The 21,011-nt window shown below is 60.1% G+C and carries 24 protein-coding genes; 14 read left to right on the plus strand and 10 right to left on the minus strand.

Annotated features, from left to right (window positions below; translation table 11 throughout):
- Positions 1-123: 123 nt before the first annotated feature.
- Together ACQY1K_RS06355 and ACQY1K_RS06360 are read left to right on the plus strand one after the other, a co-directional pair.
- Positions 124-1,776, plus strand: a complete 1,653-nt coding sequence (locus ACQY1K_RS06355; protein WP_092662012.1) for an acyl-CoA dehydrogenase family protein — start codon at positions 124-126, stop codon at positions 1,774-1,776.
- 201 nt (positions 1,777-1,977) lie between these two features.
- Positions 1,978-2,634 (plus strand): TetR/AcrR family transcriptional regulator, encoded by a 657-nt coding sequence (locus ACQY1K_RS06360; protein ID WP_092662014.1) that lies wholly within the window; start codon positions 1,978-1,980, stop codon positions 2,632-2,634.
- 34 nt (positions 2,635-2,668) lie between these two features.
- On the opposite strand, the gene ACQY1K_RS06365 is transcribed toward ACQY1K_RS06360, so the two are convergent.
- Complete coding sequence (locus ACQY1K_RS06365) at positions 2,669-2,806, minus strand: hypothetical protein (RefSeq protein ID WP_430259062.1); 138 nt, start codon at positions 2,804-2,806, stop codon at positions 2,669-2,671.
- On the opposite strand from ACQY1K_RS06365, the gene ACQY1K_RS06370 reads away from it, so the two are divergent.
- Together ACQY1K_RS06370 and ACQY1K_RS06375 are read left to right on the plus strand one after the other, a co-directional pair.
- Entirely contained in the window at positions 2,757-2,936 is a 180-nt protein-coding gene (locus tag ACQY1K_RS06370; RefSeq protein ID WP_062453202.1) for a hypothetical protein, read from the plus strand. The two genes, ACQY1K_RS06365 and ACQY1K_RS06370, sit on opposite strands and share 50 nt — an antisense overlap.
- A complete protein-coding gene (locus tag ACQY1K_RS06375; protein ID WP_062453201.1) occupies positions 2,933-3,265 on the plus strand; it encodes a DUF6105 family protein in 333 nt (110 codons plus the stop codon). The genes ACQY1K_RS06370 and ACQY1K_RS06375 overlap by 4 nt, the downstream gene beginning before the upstream one ends.
- Here ACQY1K_RS06375 and ruvX read toward each other — a convergent pair.
- Together ruvX and ACQY1K_RS06385 are read right to left on the minus strand one after the other, a co-directional pair.
- Positions 3,202-3,696, minus strand: coding sequence for a Holliday junction resolvase RuvX (gene ruvX, locus ACQY1K_RS06380; protein WP_430240685.1), 495 nt, complete (start codon positions 3,694-3,696; stop codon positions 3,202-3,204). The two genes, ACQY1K_RS06375 and ruvX, sit on opposite strands and share 64 nt — an antisense overlap.
- A gap of 9 nt (positions 3,697-3,705) precedes the next feature.
- Entirely contained in the window at positions 3,706-4,005 is a 300-nt protein-coding gene (locus ACQY1K_RS06385; RefSeq protein WP_062453199.1) for an alkylphosphonate utilization protein, read from the minus strand.
- Positions 4,006-4,335: 330 nt separating this feature from the next.
- Here ACQY1K_RS06385 and ACQY1K_RS06390 point away from each other — a divergent pair, with 330 nt between their 5' ends.
- The 4 genes from ACQY1K_RS06390 (at position 4,336) to ACQY1K_RS06405 (ending at position 7,575) form a co-directional block, all read left to right on the plus strand.
- Positions 4,336-5,040, plus strand: coding sequence for a metal-dependent hydrolase (locus ACQY1K_RS06390; protein WP_430258548.1), 705 nt, complete (start codon positions 4,336-4,338; stop codon positions 5,038-5,040).
- A 105-nt stretch (positions 5,041-5,145) separates the two neighbouring features.
- Entirely contained in the window at positions 5,146-5,433 is a 288-nt protein-coding gene (gene gatC, locus ACQY1K_RS06395; protein WP_430258549.1) for an Asp-tRNA(Asn)/Glu-tRNA(Gln) amidotransferase subunit GatC, read from the plus strand.
- A 57-nt stretch (positions 5,434-5,490) separates the two neighbouring features.
- Entirely contained in the window at positions 5,491-6,972 is a 1,482-nt protein-coding gene (gene gatA, locus ACQY1K_RS06400) for an Asp-tRNA(Asn)/Glu-tRNA(Gln) amidotransferase subunit GatA (protein ID WP_430258550.1), read from the plus strand.
- Positions 6,973-7,065: 93 nt separating this feature from the next.
- Positions 7,066-7,575 (plus strand): N-acetyltransferase family protein, encoded by a 510-nt coding sequence (locus ACQY1K_RS06405; protein WP_430258551.1) that lies wholly within the window; start codon positions 7,066-7,068, stop codon positions 7,573-7,575.
- On the opposite strand, the gene ACQY1K_RS06410 is transcribed toward ACQY1K_RS06405, so the two are convergent.
- A complete protein-coding gene (locus ACQY1K_RS06410; protein ID WP_430258552.1) occupies positions 7,572-7,895 on the minus strand; it encodes a DUF1294 domain-containing protein in 324 nt (107 codons plus the stop codon). The genes ACQY1K_RS06405 and ACQY1K_RS06410 overlap by 4 nt on opposite strands.
- A 145-nt stretch (positions 7,896-8,040) precedes the next feature.
- Here ACQY1K_RS06410 and gatB point away from each other — a divergent pair, with 145 nt between their 5' ends.
- The 5 genes from gatB to ACQY1K_RS06435 all read left to right on the plus strand — a co-directional run bounded on the left by gatB (position 8,041) and on the right by ACQY1K_RS06435 (position 11,559).
- Positions 8,041-9,543 (plus strand): Asp-tRNA(Asn)/Glu-tRNA(Gln) amidotransferase subunit GatB, encoded by a 1,503-nt coding sequence (gatB, locus tag ACQY1K_RS06415; RefSeq protein ID WP_062453193.1) that lies wholly within the window; start codon positions 8,041-8,043, stop codon positions 9,541-9,543.
- Positions 9,544-9,547: 4 nt separating this feature from the next.
- On the plus strand, positions 9,548-10,054 hold the full coding sequence (locus ACQY1K_RS06420; protein WP_062453192.1) for a GNAT family N-acetyltransferase: 507 nt from the start codon (positions 9,548-9,550) through the stop codon (positions 10,052-10,054).
- Between the two features lie 24 nt (positions 10,055-10,078).
- Entirely contained in the window at positions 10,079-10,540 is a 462-nt protein-coding gene (locus ACQY1K_RS06425) for a GNAT family N-acetyltransferase (protein ID WP_174196004.1), read from the plus strand.
- 102 nt (positions 10,541-10,642) lie between these two features.
- Positions 10,643-11,041, plus strand: a complete 399-nt coding sequence (locus ACQY1K_RS06430) for an NADH:ubiquinone oxidoreductase subunit NDUFA12 (RefSeq protein ID WP_062454718.1) — start codon at positions 10,643-10,645, stop codon at positions 11,039-11,041.
- A gap of 86 nt (positions 11,042-11,127) precedes the next feature.
- Entirely contained in the window at positions 11,128-11,559 is a 432-nt protein-coding gene (locus tag ACQY1K_RS06435) for a DUF2155 domain-containing protein (protein WP_113111011.1), read from the plus strand.
- Positions 11,560-11,580: 21 nt separating this feature from the next.
- Here ACQY1K_RS06435 and aat read toward each other — a convergent pair whose 3' ends face one another.
- From aat to ACQY1K_RS06465, 6 genes are all read right to left on the minus strand, one after another.
- Positions 11,581-12,198 (minus strand): leucyl/phenylalanyl-tRNA--protein transferase, encoded by a 618-nt coding sequence (gene aat / locus ACQY1K_RS06440; protein ID WP_092662023.1) that lies wholly within the window; start codon positions 12,196-12,198, stop codon positions 11,581-11,583.
- Between the two features lie 105 nt (positions 12,199-12,303).
- Complete coding sequence (accC, locus tag ACQY1K_RS06445) at positions 12,304-13,650, minus strand: acetyl-CoA carboxylase biotin carboxylase subunit (protein ID WP_062580065.1); 1,347 nt, start codon at positions 13,648-13,650, stop codon at positions 12,304-12,306.
- 9 nt (positions 13,651-13,659) lie between these two features.
- Positions 13,660-14,118 (minus strand): acetyl-CoA carboxylase biotin carboxyl carrier protein, encoded by a 459-nt coding sequence (gene accB, locus ACQY1K_RS06450; protein ID WP_113111008.1) that lies wholly within the window; start codon positions 14,116-14,118, stop codon positions 13,660-13,662.
- A gap of 27 nt (positions 14,119-14,145) precedes the next feature.
- A complete protein-coding gene (aroQ, locus tag ACQY1K_RS06455) occupies positions 14,146-14,583 on the minus strand; it encodes a type II 3-dehydroquinate dehydratase (protein WP_062580067.1) in 438 nt (145 codons plus the stop codon).
- A 144-nt stretch (positions 14,584-14,727) separates the two neighbouring features.
- Positions 14,728-15,498, minus strand: coding sequence for a DsbA family protein (locus tag ACQY1K_RS06460; protein WP_062580069.1), 771 nt, complete (start codon positions 15,496-15,498; stop codon positions 14,728-14,730).
- A 305-nt stretch (positions 15,499-15,803) separates the two neighbouring features.
- On the minus strand, positions 15,804-18,890 hold the full coding sequence (locus ACQY1K_RS06465; protein ID WP_430258553.1) for an Rne/Rng family ribonuclease: 3,087 nt from the start codon (positions 18,888-18,890) through the stop codon (positions 15,804-15,806).
- A 760-nt stretch (positions 18,891-19,650) separates the two neighbouring features.
- On the opposite strand from ACQY1K_RS06465, the gene ACQY1K_RS06470 reads away from it, so the two are divergent.
- On the plus strand, positions 19,651-20,814 hold the full coding sequence (locus tag ACQY1K_RS06470; RefSeq protein WP_062453183.1) for an N-acetylmuramoyl-L-alanine amidase: 1,164 nt from the start codon (positions 19,651-19,653) through the stop codon (positions 20,812-20,814).
- The last annotated feature ends 197 nt before the right edge of the window (positions 20,815-21,011 follow it).

Here is a 21,011-nt window from a genome sequence, read left to right on the forward strand (position 1 = left end):
CAACTTTCGTCTTCGCTCTGTGCCAGTATGGACTATGCGCCAGCCGTCAGCTTTTGTGAAGAACCGTCGAATTCCTTCTGCGCTACCGTTCCCACGCCCTTTAACTTCCGCTAGAACCGGCCCATGAACGACATGTCGCGCGATGAAGAAAAATTTGGCGAACTGAACCAGCCGAAGCCCTGGTCGGGAATCAATGCCTACCGCTCCGATCCCCTTGTGGTCGACCTGACCGGCGATCTGAACCGCGCGATCCGCGACGAATACGACCAGCTCGGCAATTACGTGACCTCTCCGGAAGCCCAGGAACTGGCGCGGATGGCGAACGAAAATCCGCCCAAACTGCGCACCCACGGTCCGCGCGGCGAGCGGCAGGACACGGTCGAGTTCCATCCTGCCTGGCATGCCCTGATGCGCCGCTCGATGCAAAGCGGCCTGCATTCGTCGATCTGGGAGACCATTCCGGAGCAGCGTGCCCACGAACACAAGGTTCGCGCCACGCGCTTTTATCTGTCCGCCCAGCTGGAATGCGGCCATCTGTGCCCGCTGACGATGACGAGCGCTTCGATTGCGGCGATGATGGCCTCGCCACGCGTTCACAAGGAATGGGCGCCGAAAGTCCTGTCGCGCAAATACGATTCGACCAATCGTCCGGCCATGCAGAAGTCCGCCATCACGGTCGGCATGGGCATGACCGAAAAGCAGGGCGGCACCGACGTGCGCGCCAACCGGTCTACCGCCGAGCGTGTGGGCGAGGGGATCTACCGCCTTTCCGGCCACAAGTGGTTCATGTCGGCGCCGATGAGCGACGGCTTTATCATGCTGGCAAAGACAAATGAGGGAATCGGCTGTTTCCTCGTGCCGCGGCTTCTTGAGGACGGTTCGGCCAATGGCTTGAATTTCCAGCGGCTGAAGGACAAGCTCGGCAACCGCTCCAATGCATCGTCCGAAGTCGAGTTCACCGACGCCTTCGGCTATCTGCTCGGAGAGTCTGGCGGCGGCATCCGCACCATTCTCGATATGGTGACTCTGACCCGTCTCGATTGTGCTGTCGCGTCTGCCGGCATGATGCGCGCGTCGCTGGCCGAAGCGGTCCATCATACCCGCGGTCGTGCCGTGTTCGGCAAGAACCTGATCGATCAGCCGCTGATGACGCGCGTGCTCGCCGATATGGCGCTGGATGTCGCGGCTGCAACGGCGCTGTCGTTCCGGCTGGCCGACGCGTTCGATCGCGCCCGCGGCAACCCCGGCGATGCGGCCTATGCCCGCGTCATGACGCCAGTCATCAAATACTGGAACTGCAAGATCGCGCCATCGCTGATCGCCGAGGCAATGGAGTGCCTGGGCGGCAATGGCTATGTCGAGGAGCGTCCGATTGCCCGGCATTACCGCGAGGCGCCGGTCAACGCGATCTGGGAAGGCTCGGGCAGCGTCATGGCGCTCGACGTTCTGCGCGTGCTGTCGCGAGGACGCGATCTGTTCGACACGGTTCTGGCCGGCTTTGAGCGGGACCTCGGCGCTTCCGGCAAGAAGACCGTGGAAGTCTTGCGTGCCGCGATGGCGCTGTGCGAGCGCGACGAGGGTGCTGCGAGGCTTCTGATCGAACAGCTGGCGCTGGCGGCCGGTGCAGCAGAGCTTGCGCGCCTCGGTGCCGGCAAGATCGCCGATGCCTTCCTCGAAACCCGTCTCGCCGGCGGCTGGCGCTCGACCTATGGCATGCTCGATGCCCGCTTCGACGCCCGCTACATCGTCGATCTTCTCTACCCGCCGGCGGCGTAAGAGGAAGTCACCGCCAGGCGAGACGAAGACTGCCTGTGGGGCCAGGGCGTGCACAGCCGCGTCCCCACTTATCTCTTGTGTAACGCAGCATGCGCCAGTTTCGGTCTTCTATCCTGTGCACGGCGTCCGTGTGGCGCTTGCGATGATGGGAAACGACGGGGTATCGCAACAGTTAACAAAGAGTTGCGAGACAGGCGGGCGATGCTTCAGATAGCCGAGACGAATACCGAGACCGGTGCTGCATCAGCTCAGGCCATACGTCCGCGCAACCGGGCCGGGACGGAGCGGGCGATCTTCATTGCTGCCCGCACGCTGCTGGCCGAGGAAGGGTTTCAAGGCTTCGGCGTCAATGCGGTCGCACGGCGCGCCGGCTGCGACAAGCAGCTGATCTATCGCTATTACGGCGGGCTGAACGGCCTCATCGACGCGATCGGAGCCGATCTCGGCAACTGGGTCAAGGATCGCATTCCCGAAGATACCGGCGGCATGTTTCTTCTGACCTACGGCGACCTGATGGAAAAGCTCGCCATCTATTTCATGGATGCGCTGCGCGAGGATCCGCTCGTCTGCAAGATCGTCGCCTGGGAAGTCTCGCAGGATACGCCACAGGTGCGGCGTCTGACCGAATCACGCACCAAGGCTCTCTCAAAGTGGCTGGACAAGATGCGCGGCTCGCTCACACCCCCGAAGGGTGTTGATGTCGCGACCACGAACGCCATCCTGTTTGCCGCCATCCAGCATCTGGTCGTCTCGTCTGCCGTCAGCGGCCAGTTCGCCGGCATACCGTTAAAGTCCGAGAAAGATTGGGAAAAGGTAGCGTCTTCCGTCCGCCGCCTGGTTCGCGCCATCTACGGCTGAGCAGCAGACTTTCTCCACAGCGACGCTCTGGAAATTAACCATGTTTGGCGTTTTGAATTGCAGCTTTCGCCATGCGGCCTAAATCTCTGATTAATGATTTCTTAACCAAATCGCGGCCGTCCATGGGCAAGAATGCAACTTCCACAACGAGCATCGCATTGCTGATCGTCATGACGACGATCTTTGCAGTGCTGGCGCTCGACATTGCCATTCCTGCTCTGGTTCTCAGCCTGATGGCGCTGTCGAGATGGGTCGTAACGCTGGACCTGTCTCCAGCGGAACCAGAAGGCGAAACCGCATGAAGTTGCTCTTGATCTTGTGGGCAGGGCCCGTGCTTTTGCTGGGCAGCTGGTACGGGCTTTCCTATTACGACATGAGCTTCGGCTTCTTCATGCTGACCCGTCAGACCCATGATCTGGTCTTTCAGGTCTACGGCGACGTCCTCGGAATTCCGCCCGAGACCATCCCGCCGCTGGTTGCCCGCGCAATCGCATTCGACAGTCTTGTCGTTTTCGCCATCATCGCCTTCCGCAAGCGCAAGCAGATTGCAGCCTGGTGGCGTAGCCGTCAGGTGGGGACGTCGTTGCCGGTTTCTCTGGCAAGGGACGAAAGCCTGTCCAAGGCTCCCTGAAGAATGAAGCTCGCGGCCGCCGAATCGATACGTTCGGCGCGCTTGGCCCGCGAAACATCCATCTCCAGAAGTGCCCGTTCAGCCGCGACCGTCGATAGTCTTTCGTCCCAGAAGACGAAAGGAATGGCAGTCTTGTCCGACATCGCTCGCACAAAGGCGCGGGTCGCCTGAGCCCGCGGCCCGGCGGAACCATCCATGTTCATCGGCATCCCGAGAATGAAGGCTGAGACCTTCTCCTTCTCCGCGAACGCCAGCAGAACCTCCGCATCCTTGGTGAACTTGACGCGCTTGATGACGGTGCGGGGCGTGGCGAACCGCCGGCCGAGATCGGACATCGCAAGCCCGATGGTTTTGGTACCGAGATCGAGCCCTGCAACTGCCTTGCCGGGCGCAAGTGTCGTGGCGAGCTCTTCTATGGTCAGGATTGCCATATGCTGACCTTAGGTTTTCTTGCGCACGAATTCGGTGCGCAGCACGAGGCCCTTGATCGCATCGTGCCGGCAATCGATCTCTTCCGGATTGTCGGTGAGACGGATTGAGCGGATGACGGTGCCCTGTTTCAGCGTCTGACCGGCACCCTTCACCTTGAGATCCTTGATGAGAGTGACTGCATCGCCATCGGCAAGAATATTGCCGGCTGAGTCACGCACCTCGGATGCAGCGGAAGCCTTCGCAGCCGCATCGGCTGCAGACAGCCATTCGCCGGTAGCCTCGTCATAAATATAATCGTCGTCGGCCATGTCGGTTTCCTTAGGGGTTCGGATGTGACGCAATCGCAGCGAGCATGCGACGATCATATCGGGATGCGACCGCTTAACCCAGTGGCAAGTCCGTGGCAACGTGGCGCCGCCTGTGTGTCAATTCCGATACCGCCGCTGCTCGCGCAATCATCGTCCTAGACCTTTGAAATGTGAAAGCGCCGCGTTATTTGATGAGGTGTGAGGTGAGACAACTGAGTTCAGAGTCTCATCCGCTTTCGGTGCTTCGAAACCTCCCTTTCGAAGTTCCATCTATGAATTTTGATTTGGTGTCATCACCTCTCTTTTTGCCATCCTCAAGGACACTTCCCCATGAAAATTACCTGGCTCGGCCATGCCGCCTTCCGCATCGAAACGGCAAAGGCAAAGATCCTGATCGACCCGTTCCTGACCCATAGCCCGACCTTTGCCGGCCAGGATCTGAAAGACGTGACCGAAGGTGTCACGCATATCCTTCTCACCCACGGTCATGGCGACCATGTCGGTGATACGGTCGCGATCGCCAAGGAAAAGGGCGCCATCGTTCTTGCCAACGCCGATCTCGCATCCTGGCTGGGTGGAAAAGGCGTCGAGAAGCTCGAGATGGGCAATACCGGTGGCACAGTCGGCTTCGAGGCCTTCACCGCGACCTTCACCCAGGCGCTCCATTCGTCCGGCCAGATCGACGAGCTCGGCGTGTCCCACTCGCTCGGTTCCGCGAACGGACTGATGCTGCATTTCGACGACGAGATGTCGGTTCTGCACATGGGTGATACGGATATCTTTACCGACATGGGCCTGATCAACGAGTTGCACCAGCCGGATATCGGCATCGTGCCGATCGGCGACCGCTTCACCATGGGCGGTGCTGTCGCAGCCGTTGCCTGCCAGCGCTTCTTCGATTTCAAGCACGCCATTCCCTGCCACTACGGCACGTTCCCGATGATCGAGCAGACACCCGACAAGTTCGTCAAGGGCATGGAAGGCAGCCGCACCGCCGTCGAGGTGCCGGGCGTCGGCGTGACGCTGACCTGCTGAACGGGCATTTCAGTTAAGGCGCGCCAGGAAACCGGCGCCCTGCCTGTTGCGAAGGACGGGCATGGCCATTATAGCGAAGGTGAATTTTACCACCGGAGCCCTGCCATGTCCGTCGATCTCGCCACCGTCAAGCGCGTCGCGCGCCTCGCCCGTATTGCGGTTACGGAGGATGAGGCCAATCGCATGGTTGGCGAATTGAACGGGATCATCGATTTCGTCGAACAACTCTCGGAAGTCGACGTTACAGGCGTCGAGCCTATGACCTCGGTGATGCCGATGGAAATGCGGTTGCGCGCCGACGTCGTCACCGACGGCAACAAGGCAGACGATATCGTCGCCAATGCGCCCGCAACCGACCGCAATTTCTTCCAGGTGCCGAAGGTCGTCGAATAAGCCGCTTTAGCCCAAGCGCCGCCGACCCGTTTTAGCCTTTCGAGAGCACGAAAAATCATGACCGACCTGACCAGCCTGACCATTGCCGAAGCCCGCGACAAACTGGCATCGAAGGAATTCACTTCCGTCGATCTGACGAACGCCTATCTCGGCGCCATCGACGCTGCAAATTCCGTCCTTAACGCCTACATCACCGTTACGCCCGAGATGGCGCTGGAGATGGCGAAGGCCTCCGATGCCCGTCGCGCTTCGGGTCAAGTTGGGGCGCTCGAAGGTATTCCGCTCGGCATCAAGGATCTGTTTGCCACCAAGGGCGTCCACACCCAGGCCTGCAGCCATATACTCGACGGGTTCAAGCCCGAATACGAATCGACCGTCACTCAGAACCTGTGGGATGACGGCGCCGTCATGCTCGGCAAGCTCAACATGGACGAGTTCGCCATGGGCTCCTCCAACGAGACCTCGCATTACGGACCGGTGGTCAATCCCTGGAAAGCCGAAGGTTCGAACACTCAGCTGGTTCCGGGCGGCTCCTCGGGCGGTTCAGCCGCTGCCGTTGCCGCGCATCTCTGCGCCGGTGCGACTGCGACCGATACCGGCGGCTCGATCCGCCAGCCGGCCGCCTTTACCGGCACCGTCGGCATCAAGCCCACCTATGGCCGCTGCTCGCGCTGGGGCACTGTCGCGTTTGCATCTTCGCTCGATCAGGCCGGCCCCATTGCACGCAACGTGCGTGATGCCGCGATCATGCTGAAGTCGATGGCAAGCGTCGACCTCAAGGACACGACCTCGGTCGATCTGCCTATTCCGGATTACGAGAAAGCGCTCGGCCAGTCGGTCAAGGGCATGAAGATCGGCATTCCGAAGGAATACCGCGTCGACGGCATGCCTGAAGACATCGAGGCCCTGTGGCAGAAGGGCATTGCCTTCCTGAAGGATGCCGGTGCCGAGATCGTCGATATCTCGCTGCCGCACACGAAATACGCGTTGCCCGCCTATTACATCGTGGCGCCCGCCGAAGCTTCGTCCAATCTTGCCCGCTATGATGGCGTTCGCTACGGCCTGCGCGTCGACGGCAAGGACATTTCCGACATGTACGAAAAGACCCGCGCGGCCGGTTTTGGCACCGAGGTCAAGCGCCGCATCATGATCGGCACCTACGTCTTGTCGGCCGGTTACTACGACGCCTATTACCTGCAGGCGCAAAAGGTCCGCACGCTGATCAAGCGCGATTTCGAACTCTGCTTCCATGCCGGCGTCGATGCGATCCTGACACCAGCGACACCGTCGTCTGCCTTCGGCATCGCCGATGAGGCCCTCGCTGCCGATCCGGTCGCGATGTACCTGAACGACATCTTCACCGTGACGGTCAACATGGCAGGCCTCCCCGGCATTGCAGTACCGGCGGGTCTCGACAAGAAGGGCCTGCCGCTTGGCCTGCAGCTGATCGGCAAGCCGTTCGACGAGGAAACCCTGTTCCGCACGGCGCATGTGATCGAACAGGCAGCAGGCAAGTTCACACCTGCGAAATGGTGGTAGCGGCAGGTCGGCTATCCGGCCTCTGCCCCGCCAAATGCGGTTCTAGCCCGAATCGCACGCCGATGATCTACTGTTCCTGAGACAGGGGACGCCATGGCCGTCATTCGCAACGCACGCCAGGACGACGAAGCCGCGCTAGTTCAGATCGGCTTGCTCAGCTGGGAAAAAGCGATGGGCGCCGTTGGCGATCCAAGCAGCATGCGCGAAAGTGCGCTTTCCGCATTTCGCGACTTCGTTTCCTCGTCCTGGCTGACAATCTTGGTGATCGAGGCCCACGGCACGGTCGCCGGTTGGGCTGCCTGCGAGAATCGCGACGACCTGATCACCGACTTCTGGATCGACCCGCAGTTTGAGGGGCAGGGGCTCGGAAAGGCGCTGCTCGCCGATATCGAGGCCGATATCGTTCGTCGCGGGTTCGATAAGGCGCGGGTCGAGACCCATGCGCAGAACGACGGGGCAGTCGGTTTCTTCGAAAAGCAGGGATACAGCGTCCATTGGCTTTCGAGCGCCTATCAGCCGAAGATCGACCGCGACATCCAGTCCATGGGACTGTCCAAGCAACTCGTATCCGACGATCCGGGCACCTACGGGCCGAATTTTTAAACGCCGACGAGCAGCGTCCAGATCGATGCGAGCATTCCGGACACCGCAAGGATCAGCACGATGCTCACGCAGATATGTAGCGTGACGATGGCGGCAAGGATGGTCCTGAACGGCTCCTTGTGCGTCTTGTGACGCAACATGCGCTGGGCCGCCACAGCACCGAGACTTCCGCCGGCAAATGCGAGCAGGAGGAGGGTGGTTTCGCTGACCCGCCAGCGTCCATTCCTGGCGGCCCGCTTGTCGATCCAGTAGATGGAAAAGACGACTGCGTTGAAGAGGATGCAGAGAACGAGAAGTGTCAGCGCAATGTTGAGGGTCATGAACCCCAGCTAACCGCGCTCCGGTTAAGATTCATCCTCGGCGGTATCAGATGTTTCACCCGGCAAGCCTTGGCCTGCGCTTGCACCTCGCCAACATTTGCTCTACCCACAAAGCACTTCGAAACTAAGCCCGAACGAGCATAAGATGACCCTAGTTGACGTCCGCACGCCCGATCCGAAACGCTTCATTCCCGGCGCCACTGGCGATTGGGAAGTGATCATCGGCATGGAGGTGCACGCCCAGGTTCTCTCCAATTCAAAACTGTTCTCCGGCGCTTCGACCGAGTTCGGTAAGCCTGCCAATGCCAACGTCTCGCTGGTCGATGCGGCAATGCCCGGCATGCTTCCCGTGATTAACGAGGAATGCGTCCGCCAGGCTGTCCGCACAGGCCTTGGCCTGAAGGCGCAGATCAACAACCGTTCGATCTTCGACCGCAAGAACTATTTCTATCCTGACCTTCCGCAGGGCTACCAGATCTCGCAGTTCAAGGATCCGATCGTCGGCGAAGGCCAGATCGTGATCTCGCTCGGCCCCGACCGCCAGGGCCAGTTCGAGGATATCGAGATCGGCATCGAACGCCTGCATCTGGAACAGGATGCCGGCAAGTCGATGCACGACCAGCATCCGACCATGTCCTATGTGGATCTCAACCGGTCCGGCGTGGCGCTGATGGAGATCGTGTCGAAGCCCGACATGCGTTCGTCCGACGAGGCAAAGGCCTACATGACGAAGCTGCGCTCGATCGTGCGCTATCTCGGCACCTGCGACGGCAACATGGACGAGGGCTCCATGCGCGCCGACGTCAACGTCTCCGTGCGTCGTCCGGGCGAAGGTTTCGGCACGCGCTGCGAAATCAAGAACGTCAACTCGATCCGCTTCATCGGCCAGTCGATCGAATACGAAGCCCGTCGCCAGATCGCCATCCTCGAGGACGGCGGCTCGATCGATCAAGAGACCCGTCTCTTCGATCCGGGCAAGGGCGAAACCCGTTCGATGCGCTCCAAGGAAGACGCGCACGACTATCGCTATTTCCCGGATCCGGACCTGCTGCCGCTCGTCTTCGACGACGCGTTCGTCGCAGAGCTTGCCAAGGACCTGCCCGAACTGCCCGACGACAAGAAGGCCCGCTTCGTGGCCGAGCTCGGACTTTCGATCTATGACGCCTCGGTTCTGGTGTCCGAGAAGGCGATCGCCGATTACTACGAAGCCGTGGCTGAAGGCCGCGACGGCAAGATGGCGGCCAACTGGGTCATCAACGACTTGCTGGGCGCCTTGAACAAAGCGGGCAAAGGCATTGAAGAGACTCCGGTTTCCCCAGCCCAGCTCGGTGGCATCATCGATCTGATCAAGTCGGAAGTCATCTCCGGCAAGATCGCCAAGGACCTGTTCGAGATCGTCTTCTCCGAGGGTGGCGATCCGGCTGACATCGTCGAGAGCCGCGGTATGAAGCAGGTCACCGATACCGGCGCCATCGAAAAAGCGGTGGACGACATCATTGCCGCCAACCCCGATCAGGTCGCCAAGGTGCTGGCCAAGCCGACGCTTGCCGGCTGGTTCGTGGGACAGGTGATGAAGTCGACCGGCGGCAAGGCAAATCCGCAGGCCGTACAGGCTCTGGTCAAGGCCAAGCTGGGCATCGAGGACTAACCTGTTGGTCTATTTCATTCGCACGGCGGGCGACGAGGACGTGGAAAAGATCCGCGTCCTTCTCGCCGAGACGTTTCATCAGTCCTACGATCCGTTCTATGGCGCAGACGCCGTCGAGAAGATGGTGCGCAACTGGCATTCGCCGGTCGCCATCCGCACGCGGCTGATCAAGAAGGATGGCGAGTTTCTCGTCGCCGACGATGGAAGCAAGATCGGCGGCATCGCTTACGCTGCCGTCTACCCGAAAATGGCAAAGACGGTGATGCTGCATCAGCTCTACGTCGCGCCGGCCTGCCAGAATGACGGCATCGGTCGAGATCTGTTTGCCGAAATCGAGACCTGCTTCCCGGATGCGGAAATCATGCGGGTCGAGGTGTCGCTGCCGAATGTGCGTGCCGCCTCGTTCTACCAGCGTCTCGGCTTTGCCGAGGTCGATCGTATGGAGGAATGGGGTGCGCCGAATTCCGGCCTGCCGGCGATCATCATGGAAAAGCGGCTCCAGTCGCTTTAGACGGGTCGGATCAGGGAGGGTAGCATGGACGGCATCATCATTCGCAGGGCTCGCGAATCGGACCTCTCCCAACTGATCGCAATGTTCGCTGCTGACGACGTCGGTGGTCACGGCGATACGACCGATGCAGACGCCTACGACGATTACCTGCGGGCCTTCAACATGATCGATGCCTCCCAGAACGAGCAGCTTTTCGTTGCCGAGCGGGACGGGGACGTGGTCGGCACATTCCAGATCCTCTTCAACCGAACGCTGACCGGCCGCGGCTCGCTGTCGATGATCATCGAAGCCGTGCAGACGAGACCCGACATGCGCGGGAAGGGGATCGGCGCGCAGATGATCGGTTACGCGATCGAAGAGGCAAAGCGGCGCGACTGCCGCCTCGTGCAACTGACCTCCAATGCGGCGCGCACGGATGCCCATCGCTTCTACGAGCGGTTGGGTTTTGCCAAGAGCCATGCGGGCTTCAAGATGAAGTTCAAATAGAGGTCTACATCTCGGAAATGCTGGACATCACCTCTGTCTGGCGGCATAAGCGGTGGAGCCAGTTCGACTGGTCACCTGTTTGCCAATCCTATGGACAAGCCCATGAAAAATCTCCTGCTGCAGATCTTCACCTGGTGGAACGGCCAAACCATGGGCACGCGTTTCTTCACCTGGCGCCATGGCAAGAAGGTGGGCGACGATGAGTTGGGCAACGTCTATTTCGAAGGCCCGATGACCTCCTGGGGTAAGCCGAAGCGCTGGGTGATCTACAAGGATTACGCCGAAGCCTCCGCGATCCCGCCAGGCTGGCACGGCTGGATGCATTACCGCACCGATACGCCTCCGTCGCAGGAGGATTACAAGGCGCGCGAATGGCAGAAGTCGCACAAGCCGAACCTCACCGGATCGCCGCTTGCATACCGGCCTCAGGGTTCTCTGTCGGCCAATGGTGAACGTCCTCGCGTCACCGGCGACTATGACGCCTGGACGCCCGGCAACTGAGCCTGACTGGCACCTGTTTTAGCCATATTCCACAACTAGTCCTCGATCGGGCATTCCCAGGACGCCTTTTCGAGACGGGACCAATAATGACACGTACCAAGCTTTCCCCACGTACACGATCGATTGGCGCCGTTCTTGCCGTCGTCTCGGTTCTGGCAGGGGGAAGTGCCTCGGCTGCACGGATCGAAAATCCCGTCGCCGTCTTCAACGGCATCGACAAGATCACCGGCCGCATCACCACATTCGACGTCTATCTCAACGAGACGGTGCAGTATGGCGCGCTTCAGGTGACGCCGAAGGTCTGCTATTCCCGAGACGAAACGGAAGCCCAAAAGATCGACGGGTTTATCGAAGTCGACGAGATCACACTCGACCGCAAGATCCGCCGCATCTTCACCGGCTGGATGTTTGCGGACAGCCCCGGCCTCAACGCCGTCGAGCACCCAATCTATGACGTCTGGCTGACAGGCTGCAAGCAGACTTCCGACGTGCCGGCACCCGCCCGCGCGACCAATTGAAATCAACGATTTCCGGACAGATCAAAATTCGAGATGCGGCGAGTTGACTGCCGCATGCAGCAGCTTGAGATAGTCATCCTTCGGAACGTCGATCGCCCCGAAGGTCTTCAGGTGTTCTGTCGTGAACTGCGTATCAAGCAGCACGAACCCCTTGGCCTTCATCCGTTCCACCAGATGCACGAGGCAGATCTTGGACGCGTCGGTTCGGCGCGAAAACATGCTCTCGCCGAAGAAAGCAGCGCCAAGCGAAACGCCGTAAAGCCCGCCGACGAGTTCATCGCCATCGTAAGCCTCGACACTATGGGCATGGCCCATGTGGTGGAGTTCGCGGTAGAGTTTGCGGATCGTCTCGTTGATCCAGGTACTCGGCCGGTCATCGGCCGGTTGCGCGCAGAGCGCGATGACGCCCTCGAAGTCTGTGTCGAAACGGATGTCGAAAGGCTTTTTGCGGACCGTTTTCTGCAGGCTCTTGGAGACGTGGAAAGCGTCGAGCGGCAGGATGCCCCGCATCTCGGGATCGACCCAGAATATCTCAGGATCATCGGCGGCTTCCGCCATCGGGAAAAGCCCGATGGAATAGGCTCGCAACAGAATTTCCGGGGTTATTGCCGGGTAATATTTGCCACGACGCCCTGCCATCGGTCTCCTTGATCCGGCCATCGCATTCCGCGCCTCATCTGGCGCGGAATGGTCGACAGCATCTTATGAACCGCTAACGGATCGTGTTGATCCGGTAGGTAGCGTCTAGTGAGACTTGTCGCCGGCCAGATGGTTTTCCAGCCAGTGAATATCGTAATTGCCGCTCAAGATATCCGGATTGTCCACCAGTTCCTGGAAGAGGGGAAGCGTGGTCTTGATACCATCCACGACGAACTCATCCAGCACGCGGCGAAGGCGCATCATGCATTCGGCGCGGGTGCGTCCATGAACGATAAGCTTGCCGATGAGGCTGTCATAGTAAGGCGGGATCTTGTAGCCGGCATAGGCACCCGAATCGACGCGAACGCCAAGACCGCCGGGAGCGTGGAAATGCGTGATCGTACCGGGCGACGGAACGAAGGTCCGTGGATCCTCGGCATTGATGCGGCACTCGATCGCATGGCCCTGGAACTGGATCTCTTCCTGCGTCACGGACAGGCCGTTTCCGGAGGCAACGCGGATCTGCTCGTGCACCAGGTCGATATTGGTGATCGCTTCGGTGATCGGATGCTCGACCTGAAGACGGGTGTTCATTTCTATGAAATAGAACTCGCCGTTTTCGTAGAGGAATTCGACCGTACCGGCGCCGCGATACTTCATCTTCTTCATGGCGTCGGCGCAGATCTGGCCGATCTTCATGCGCTGTTCGACATCGAGTGCCGGCGAGTTGGCTTCTTCCCAGACCTTCTGGTGGCGGCGCTGCAGCGAGCAGTCGCGTTCACCCAGATGAATGGCATTGCCTTCGCCATCACCGACGACCTGGATCTCGATATGCCGCGGCTTGCCGAGATACTTTTCCATGTAGACGGCATCGTTGCCGAAAGCTGCGAGCGCTTCGGAACGGGCCGTGGACACGGCCTCCTCGAGCTCGGCCTCGGTCTTTGCCACCTTCATGCCGCGGCCACCGCCGCCGGCGGTCGCCTTGATCAGCACCGGGAAACCGATTTCGCGGGCAATTTCGAGCGCGTTCTCAGGCAGAACTTCGCCGGGCGAACCCGGAACGACCGGAATGCCAAGCTCCACTGCCGTCTTCTTGGCAGTGATCTTGTCGCCCATCAGCCGGATATGCTCGGCGGTCGGTCCGATAAAGGTGATGCCGTGCGCTTCCAAGATATCCGCGAACTTGGCGTTCTCGGACAGGAAGCCGTAACCGGGATGAACGGCGTCGGCACCGGTGATCTCGCAGGCGGCAACAATCTGGTGGATGTTGAGATAGCTGTCACGCGAAGGCGGCGGGCCGATGCAGACGCTCTCGTCGGCGAGGCGCACATGCATCGCATCCGAATCGGCCGTCGAGTGAACGGCGACGGTCGCGATGCCGAGTTCCTTGCAGGCGCGAAGGACGCGAAGTGCAATCTCGCCGCGGTTGGCTATGAGGATTTTCGAGATCATGAGATCGCCTTACTCGATGATGACGAGCGGCTGGCCATATTCGACAGGCTGCCCGTCTGTGACCAGGATTTCCGTAACCTTGCCGGACTTCGGCGAGGGGATCTGGTTCATCGTCTTCATGGCTTCGATGATGACGAGGGTCTGGCCTTCCTTCACCGTCGCGCCGACTTCAACGAAGTTGCGCGAACCGGGAGCAGGTGCAAGGTAGACAGTGCCGACCATCGGAGCGGTGAGCGCGTTCTTGAGGTCCGGGCCGGCGGCGGCAACGGGTGCTGCTGCGGCAGGAGCGGCGGCAAGCGCCGGAGCGGCTGCAATCGGAGCCTGAACGTACTGGGGGGTGCCTGCGCGCGAAACACGGATGCGCAGGTCATCCTGCTCAACTTCGATCTCGGTGAGATCGGTGTCGTTGAGGATGTTCGCGAGATCGCGGATCAGTCCCTTGTCGATACCGGCTTTCTTCTCAGACATGGCAAACCCTACTGTTTTGTTATGTTGTCAGGCGATGGTGGTCTTCAAGGCGTGCAGCGCGAGCACGTAGCTCTGCGTGCCGAACCCGCAGATGATGCCCTTGCAGGCCGGTGCAATCATGGAATGGTGGCGGAATTCCTCCCGCGCATGCACATTCGAGATATGAAGTTCCACCACCGGTACGGAAATGGCCTTGATCGCATCGTGAAGGGCGATCGAGGTATGGGTAAAGGCGCCGGCATTGATGGCGACAGCGGAAGCCCGCTCGCCGGCCTCATGCATCCAATCAATGAGCACGCCCTCGTGATTGCTCTGGCGAAACTCGACAGTCAGTCCGAGTTCGGCAGCAACGGCCGCACATTCCTGCTCGACATCGGCCAAGGTCTTGCCACCGTAGATGCCAGGTTCGCGTTTTCCCAACATGTTGAGGTTGGGACCGTTGAGGACGAAAATCGGTTTGCTCATCGAGATAACTATTTGTTCCACCCAGAATTCAGCGGCCACGTATAAACCGCTGGGACGGCAAGGGAAAGCCCCTGACGCGCCTAAACGCCATGCATCCACCGGCGAACGGGCAAGAATGCAGCATCCTGCTCGAAATCTCGACCGTCAGCAGCTGGCCTTTCCGCAAGCGCGCACATTGGCGACCTTTTCCTCGATCGTATCGAGGCCAACAGCACCGAACACGGCCTCGTCTCCGACAACATAAGTCGGCGTGCCGGTGATGCCGATCGCGGTGGCCAACTGATAGGCCTGGCGTACGAGATCGTCGTTGGGATTGTCCTTCATCGACTTCCGCAGTGCTGCTCCGTCGATCCCAAGCGCGGTGGCGACAGAGAGCGCGGTCTCTTCGGACGCGTGCTCGCGGCTGCCGAGCAGCGTGCGGTGGAACTCGGCATACTTTGTCGGGGCGACCAGACGCACCGCATTGGCCACCTTGTGCGCAGCAATCGAGTCCGGGCCGAGGATCGGGAATTCCTTCAGCACGAAGCGGACGTTCTTGTCCTTCTTGAGAATGGTGTCCATGTCGGCCAGCGCATGCTTGCAGTAGCCGCAATTGTAATCGAAGAATTCAACGACCGTGACGTCGCCCTTCGGATTGCCAAGCGTGATGTCGGTGGGGGAGGCAAAGATCGCCTCCTTGTTGGCCGCGACCGCCTTGGTGGACTGGTCGACGCGCTGGTTCTGCTGCTTGGCCTCCAGCGCGTTCTGGACCTCGATCATCACTTCCGGGTTCTGGATAAGATATTCCCGGATGAATTCGCCCATCTCCTTCTTCTGCTGGTCATCCAGGGCAAAGGCCGGAACGGCAAACGCCGTTGCGGCCAGCATCGAACCGGCAGCAAGCGTCTTCAGTATCGGGTTGAGAAGGCGGGTCATTTGTTTCCTCGTCGGTCTGTTGGGCGTGGCTTCGCGCGAAACGCCGCACCATCATGTCTGTTTGCGCCAAAACTAAGCCAGCGTGGCGCGAGGCGATAGAGTAAAAACGGCAGGGGTGCCCGGGACTGCGCAACAGTGGCCGACTCCGCAGGGCAGGCGGTACAAAAAGCACTTGCAATCAGAGCCTTAGATCCGTTTCCGGAATCAATCAGCAAGCGACTTGAATCATTTTCTGAGGACATGCCGCAGACAAAAAAACGGCCGCGTCAGACGCGGCCGTTTCGATTTCTAGGATGGGTTACGGCTCAAAAGAAGCCGCGCTTCTGCCACCAGCCGCCCTTTTTGGGCTTGGCCGGATCGCCGTCGCTCTCGGTCGCTGCCTTGGCAGGATCGGAGCTCTTCACCACCGCTTCGCTGGACGAAGAGATGTTGGAGGCGCGGTTCGCGCGGGCAGGCTTCGATTCGTCCGCATCATCGGCAGCGACAGCCTGTGGAGCAGGCTCTGCGACCGGCGCGGCTTCTTCGGCCTGCGGGGCTTCTGCGACAGGTGAGGCTTCAGCGGCCGGCGTAGCTTCAGGGGCCTCGGCAGGTGTCTGTTCGCCAAGGGCTGCATCGACCTGTTCGACGATCGCTGCGACCGGAGCTTCCACCGGAAGTTCGACCGGGGCAGGAGCCGGAGCTTCGGCAGCAGTCTCGACGACGGCATCAGGTTCGGCAACAGCCTCAACTTCGGACGAAACCTCTTCCGTCTTAGAAGACGCCTTGCCACGGCGCGAACGGCGTGGCTTGGGCGCAGGCTCGACCGGCGCTGCAGCAACGTCAACTGGCGCAGCTTCGGTTTCAGAACCGACATCAGCACCCGCGTCAGCAGCGACCGTCTCGGCCGGACCGGCTTCGGAACCGTCACCAGCGTCTGCGGTTTCGGTCTCGTCGTCGGACGCGTTCAGCTCCTGACCGTCTTCGGTCCGGTTGCGACGTCCCCCACGCTTCCCGCGACGACGGCGCTTGCGGCGCGAGTTCTCATCCGAGTCGTCGCCGTCTGCGACAGGCGCAGTTCCGTCGGCAGCAACTGCTTCGTTCTCGTCGCCGTCTTCATCGTCTTCGTCATCGGCACCCGATTCGGCATCGCTTGCGGTGTCGAGCGTCTGGCCTTCGCCATTCTTCTCGCCGTTGCGGTTGCGACGACGCCGGCGACGCTTGCGCTTGCGGCCGTTCTGATCATCGCCTTCGGTCCGCTCGCGGTCCTGCTTGGCGGCAGGCGCAGCAGCGACGATCTCCTCGTCTTCTTCCTCTTCATCAACCTCGATGATGATGTCGTCGTCCTCGTCTTCAACGGGGATCGCCGCAAACTGCATCAGGCTTTCGATCTTGACCGGGTTCTCGACGGCTTCGCCGCGATCGATCGCAAAATGGTTGGAACCGATGGTGGCGTCGGATTCGATGAAGATCGACACACCGAAGCGGTTCTCGTAATCCACCACGCTGCCGCGCTTGTGGTTCAGCAGGAACAGCGCGATGTCAGGCGTGGTCCGCACGGTGATGTCGTGCGTGGTGTTTTTCAGCAGGTATTCCTCGACGCCACGCAGAACATGAAGCGCAACCGACGACTGCGAGCGCACATGACCTGTGCCGCCGCAATGCGAGCAGATCTGTGTGGTCGATTCGAGAACCGATGCGCGGATACGCTGGCGCGACATTTCGAGCAGGCCGAAATGCGAGATACGGCCGACCTGGATGCGGGCGCGGTCGTTCTTGAGGCAATCCTTCAGCTTCTTCTCGACAGCGCGGTTGTTGCGCTTTTCTTCCATGTCGATGAAGTCGATGACGATCAGGCCGGCAAGGTCGCGCAGGCGAAGCTGGCGGGCAACTTCTTCGGCAGCTTCAAGGTTCGTCTGGAGTGCTGTGTCTTCGATCGAATGTTCGCGGGTCGAACGACCGGAGTTCACGTCGACTGCAACCAGAGCTTCGGTCTGGTTGATGATGAGATAGCCACCGGACTTCAGCGTCACCTGCGGCTGCAGCATGCGGTCGAGCTGTGCTTCGATGCCCGAGCGGGAGAAGATGGGGTGAAGGTCGCGGTACGGCTGAACCACCTTGGCGTGGCTCGGCATCAGCATCTTCATGAAGTCTTTCGCTTCGCGATAGCCTTCTTCGCCGGAGACGATGACCTCGTTGATGTCTTTATTATAGAGGTCGCGGATCGAGCGCTTGATCAGCGAACCTTCCTCGTAAACGAGGCAAGGTGCGGTCGAGGCGAGCGTCAGCGTACGGACGTTCTCCCAGAGGCGCATCAGATATTCAAAGTCGCGCTTGATTTCGACGCGGGTGCGGTTGGCACCGGCGGTGCGCAGGATGACGCCCATGCCCTGCGGCACGTCCAACTCGCGAGCGACTTCCTTCAGACGCTTACGGTCGGTCGGCTGGGTGATCTTGCGGGAAATGCCGCCGCCACGTGCCGTGTTCGGCATCAGAACCGAGTAGCGGCCTGCGAGCGACAGATAGGTCGTGAGAGCTGCGCCCTTGTTGCCGCGCTCTTCCTTGGCGACCTGCACGAGCAGGATCTGGCGACGCTTGATGACTTCCTGGATGCGATACTGCTTGCGCGGCTTGCGCTGGATGCGATCCGGAACCTCTTCCATGGCGTCTTCGGCGCCAACGGATTCGATCTCTTCCTTCTCGTGGTGATCGTCGTCGTCACCATCATCATCGTCGTCGTTCCCGCCACGCCCACCGGCATCCTCGGAAATCGAATCGGTGTCGACCATTGCGGCCATCTCGCCGGGCTTTGAACCCTCGTCGTCGGAAGACGGGTTTTCGTCGGAGGAGGGCGCTTCTTCTTCGGAGACAGTTTCAGTAGCTGGCGCATCTTCCGCAGTCGGCTCGACAACCTTCTTGCGCGAGCGGGTGCGCTTCGGCTTGGCCTTCTTCTCGACCACGTCTGCAACCGGTGCGTCCTCGGGAGCCGGGGCGTCTTCAACTGCAGCTTCAACCGGTTCTTCTACGGCGTTGACAGGGACGATGCCGACATCCGGCTGGTCCTGCTGGGAGAGATCGACCACCGGATCGCCAGGATCCGCCGAATCGGCTTCCGCAATGCGGCGCTGGTCTTCAGCTTCCTGCTGCATCAGCGCCTGCCGGTCGGCCAGCGGGATCTGGTAGTAGTCGGGGTGGATTTCCGCAAAAGCCAGGAAGCCGTGGCGGTTGCCACCGTAATCGACGAACGCAGCCTGCAGCGACGGCTCAACGCGCGTCACTTTGGCCAGATAGATATTGCCCCGGATCTGTTTCTTGTGTTCCGATTCAAAATCGAATTCTTCGATACGGTTGCCGCGTACAACGACTACCCGCGTCTCCTCTTCGTGAGACGCGTCGATAAGCATTTTGTCTGCCATGTAAATTCTGCTCCTCGGCGCCGAGCAAATGCACAAAAGCCTGCCGCGAGGATTTCCCCGACAACAGGCTTGTCATGCGAAATGGTCGTTCCGCCGGATAAAAAGGATCCCGTCGGGTGGGATTGTGCGGGCAACCGGAAAGAAGACGGAGCCAAAGGCGTCCCTGATCTCTCCCGGTTCTGAAAATTGTGCCGCGCCATCAAAAACCAAACGAGAATGACTTTACCATAGGCCCCAAACGGGGCCCGATGAATTTGCTCCAATGAGATTTGCTCGATGGAGCGGTGGGTGGCATGCCACCCGATATGTTTCCGGCCACCGCCGGGCGGATCGTGTATCAGGATGAAGCGTAGCGACGGCGGATGTCTGTCGGTCCATGGCGCCAGATCATTATCAGCTGGCAGCCTATCGGCAGACTATCCCGTCAACACTTCAACCTTCGCTCGCGTTGTATGGTTTATCTGTCACAATAGCAAGGGAAAAGCCGCCTTTGCCATATTGTCGATCGAATTGCCATTCTATGCAAAAACAACGGGCGGACGAGATGATTCGCATCCGATCTGCATGAAATTGCTGTGTTAAAAACATGCGGCTGCAGCGGCTGCCGTTGCTGCATTCCGAATGTGCGAAGTCAGGTTAGGGGACTTATGTGAGGGTGGGCAAACCGACGGGTGCGTTGCGTGTATCACATGAGACGTCCAGATACGATTTCGCGACCGGTGCAACCGGTGTCGTAAGGCGAATCGCTTTTGGTTTGGTCATGTTGTTGGCTGGGGCAGCGTTGGCGCCTGCGATGGCGGCAACCACGAAGCCGATCCTCGCATTCGGAGCCCGCATTGCCGGCGACGCGGCACGCAGCCGCATTGTCATCGACTTCGAATCGAAGCCTGAGTTTTCAGTGCACTATGTCGGCGGCCCCGAACGCGTGATTGTCGACCTCTCGGCGACCGCCTTCGGTTTTCCACCCGAAGATCTATCGCCGCGCGGTCTGTTCAAGGATATCCGCTTCGGCACCATGGATGAACAGAGCGCCCGGATCGTGCTGACCACCAACCGGCCAGTGAAGCTCTCGACGGCGGATGTTCGGCCGGGGGAGAACGGCGTCTGGCGCCTCGTCCTCGATGCCGAGGTCGTCTCGAAGGAAGAATTTGCCGTTCTCCTGAAAGGCCAGGACTGGCGCGCCACGACGCAAACTGACTCGGAGCCGACGCCACTGATGGCCGACGACGGCGTTTTCACCGTTGCGGTTGATGCAGGTCATGGCGGGATTGATGCCGGTGCGACTGCGCTGACGACGAAGACGCAGGAAAAGGTCATCACCCTCGATTTCGCAAAGACGCTTGCCGAGCGCCTGAACCGGCTATCCGGCGTGAAGGCATTTCTGACGCGTGACGACGACACGTTTCTTTCGCTGTCCGAGCGGGTGGCGACCGCCCGTGAACATCGCGCCGACCTGTTCATATCCCTTCACGCCGATACGCTGACGCAAAAGGATATCCGCGGTGCCACCGTCTATACCCTCTCCGACAAGGCATCGGACCGGATGGCGGAGAACCTTGCGGCGCGAGAAAACTTTTCTGACCAGCTCGCCGGCTACAGCATTCAGAACGGACCGTCGGACGTGGCGGATATCCTTCTCGACCTGACGCGGCGCGAGACCCAGGCCTTCTCGATCGCCATGGCGGACAATGTCGTCAAGTCGTTCGAGGGGCAGATCGGGCTCATCAACAACCCGCATCGGCAGGCAAGCTTCCAGGTGCTGCGGGCGCCGGATATTCCCTCCGTCCTGCTCGAGCTGGGTTTTCTGTCCAATCAGGAAGACGAAAAACTTCTGCTTGATCAGAACTGGCGCAACCGGATCGCAGACCTGATTGCCGCAGCCGTCGATCGGTATCGCGGTCACTCTGTCGCCAACGGCGGGTGAGGGGAGTGCTGCGTCGCATGCGGCGTGGCTGACGTGCAACAACGGCCCGGGAATATCCCCGTATACAAGCTAAGTTGCGGAAATACCTTGGTTGAAGCCCTATTTTACGCACATTCAGACGGTTACACCCTGCTGCACGAGGCAGGGCGGATAACGCGCCTTTTATCCTCGACGCCTTGCGCTGGCGTAATCACCGT

It is taken from the genome of Neorhizobium sp. IRS_2294 (assembly GCF_050500145.1).
Taxonomy (GTDB): Bacteria; Pseudomonadota; Alphaproteobacteria; order Rhizobiales; family Rhizobiaceae; genus Neorhizobium; species Neorhizobium soli.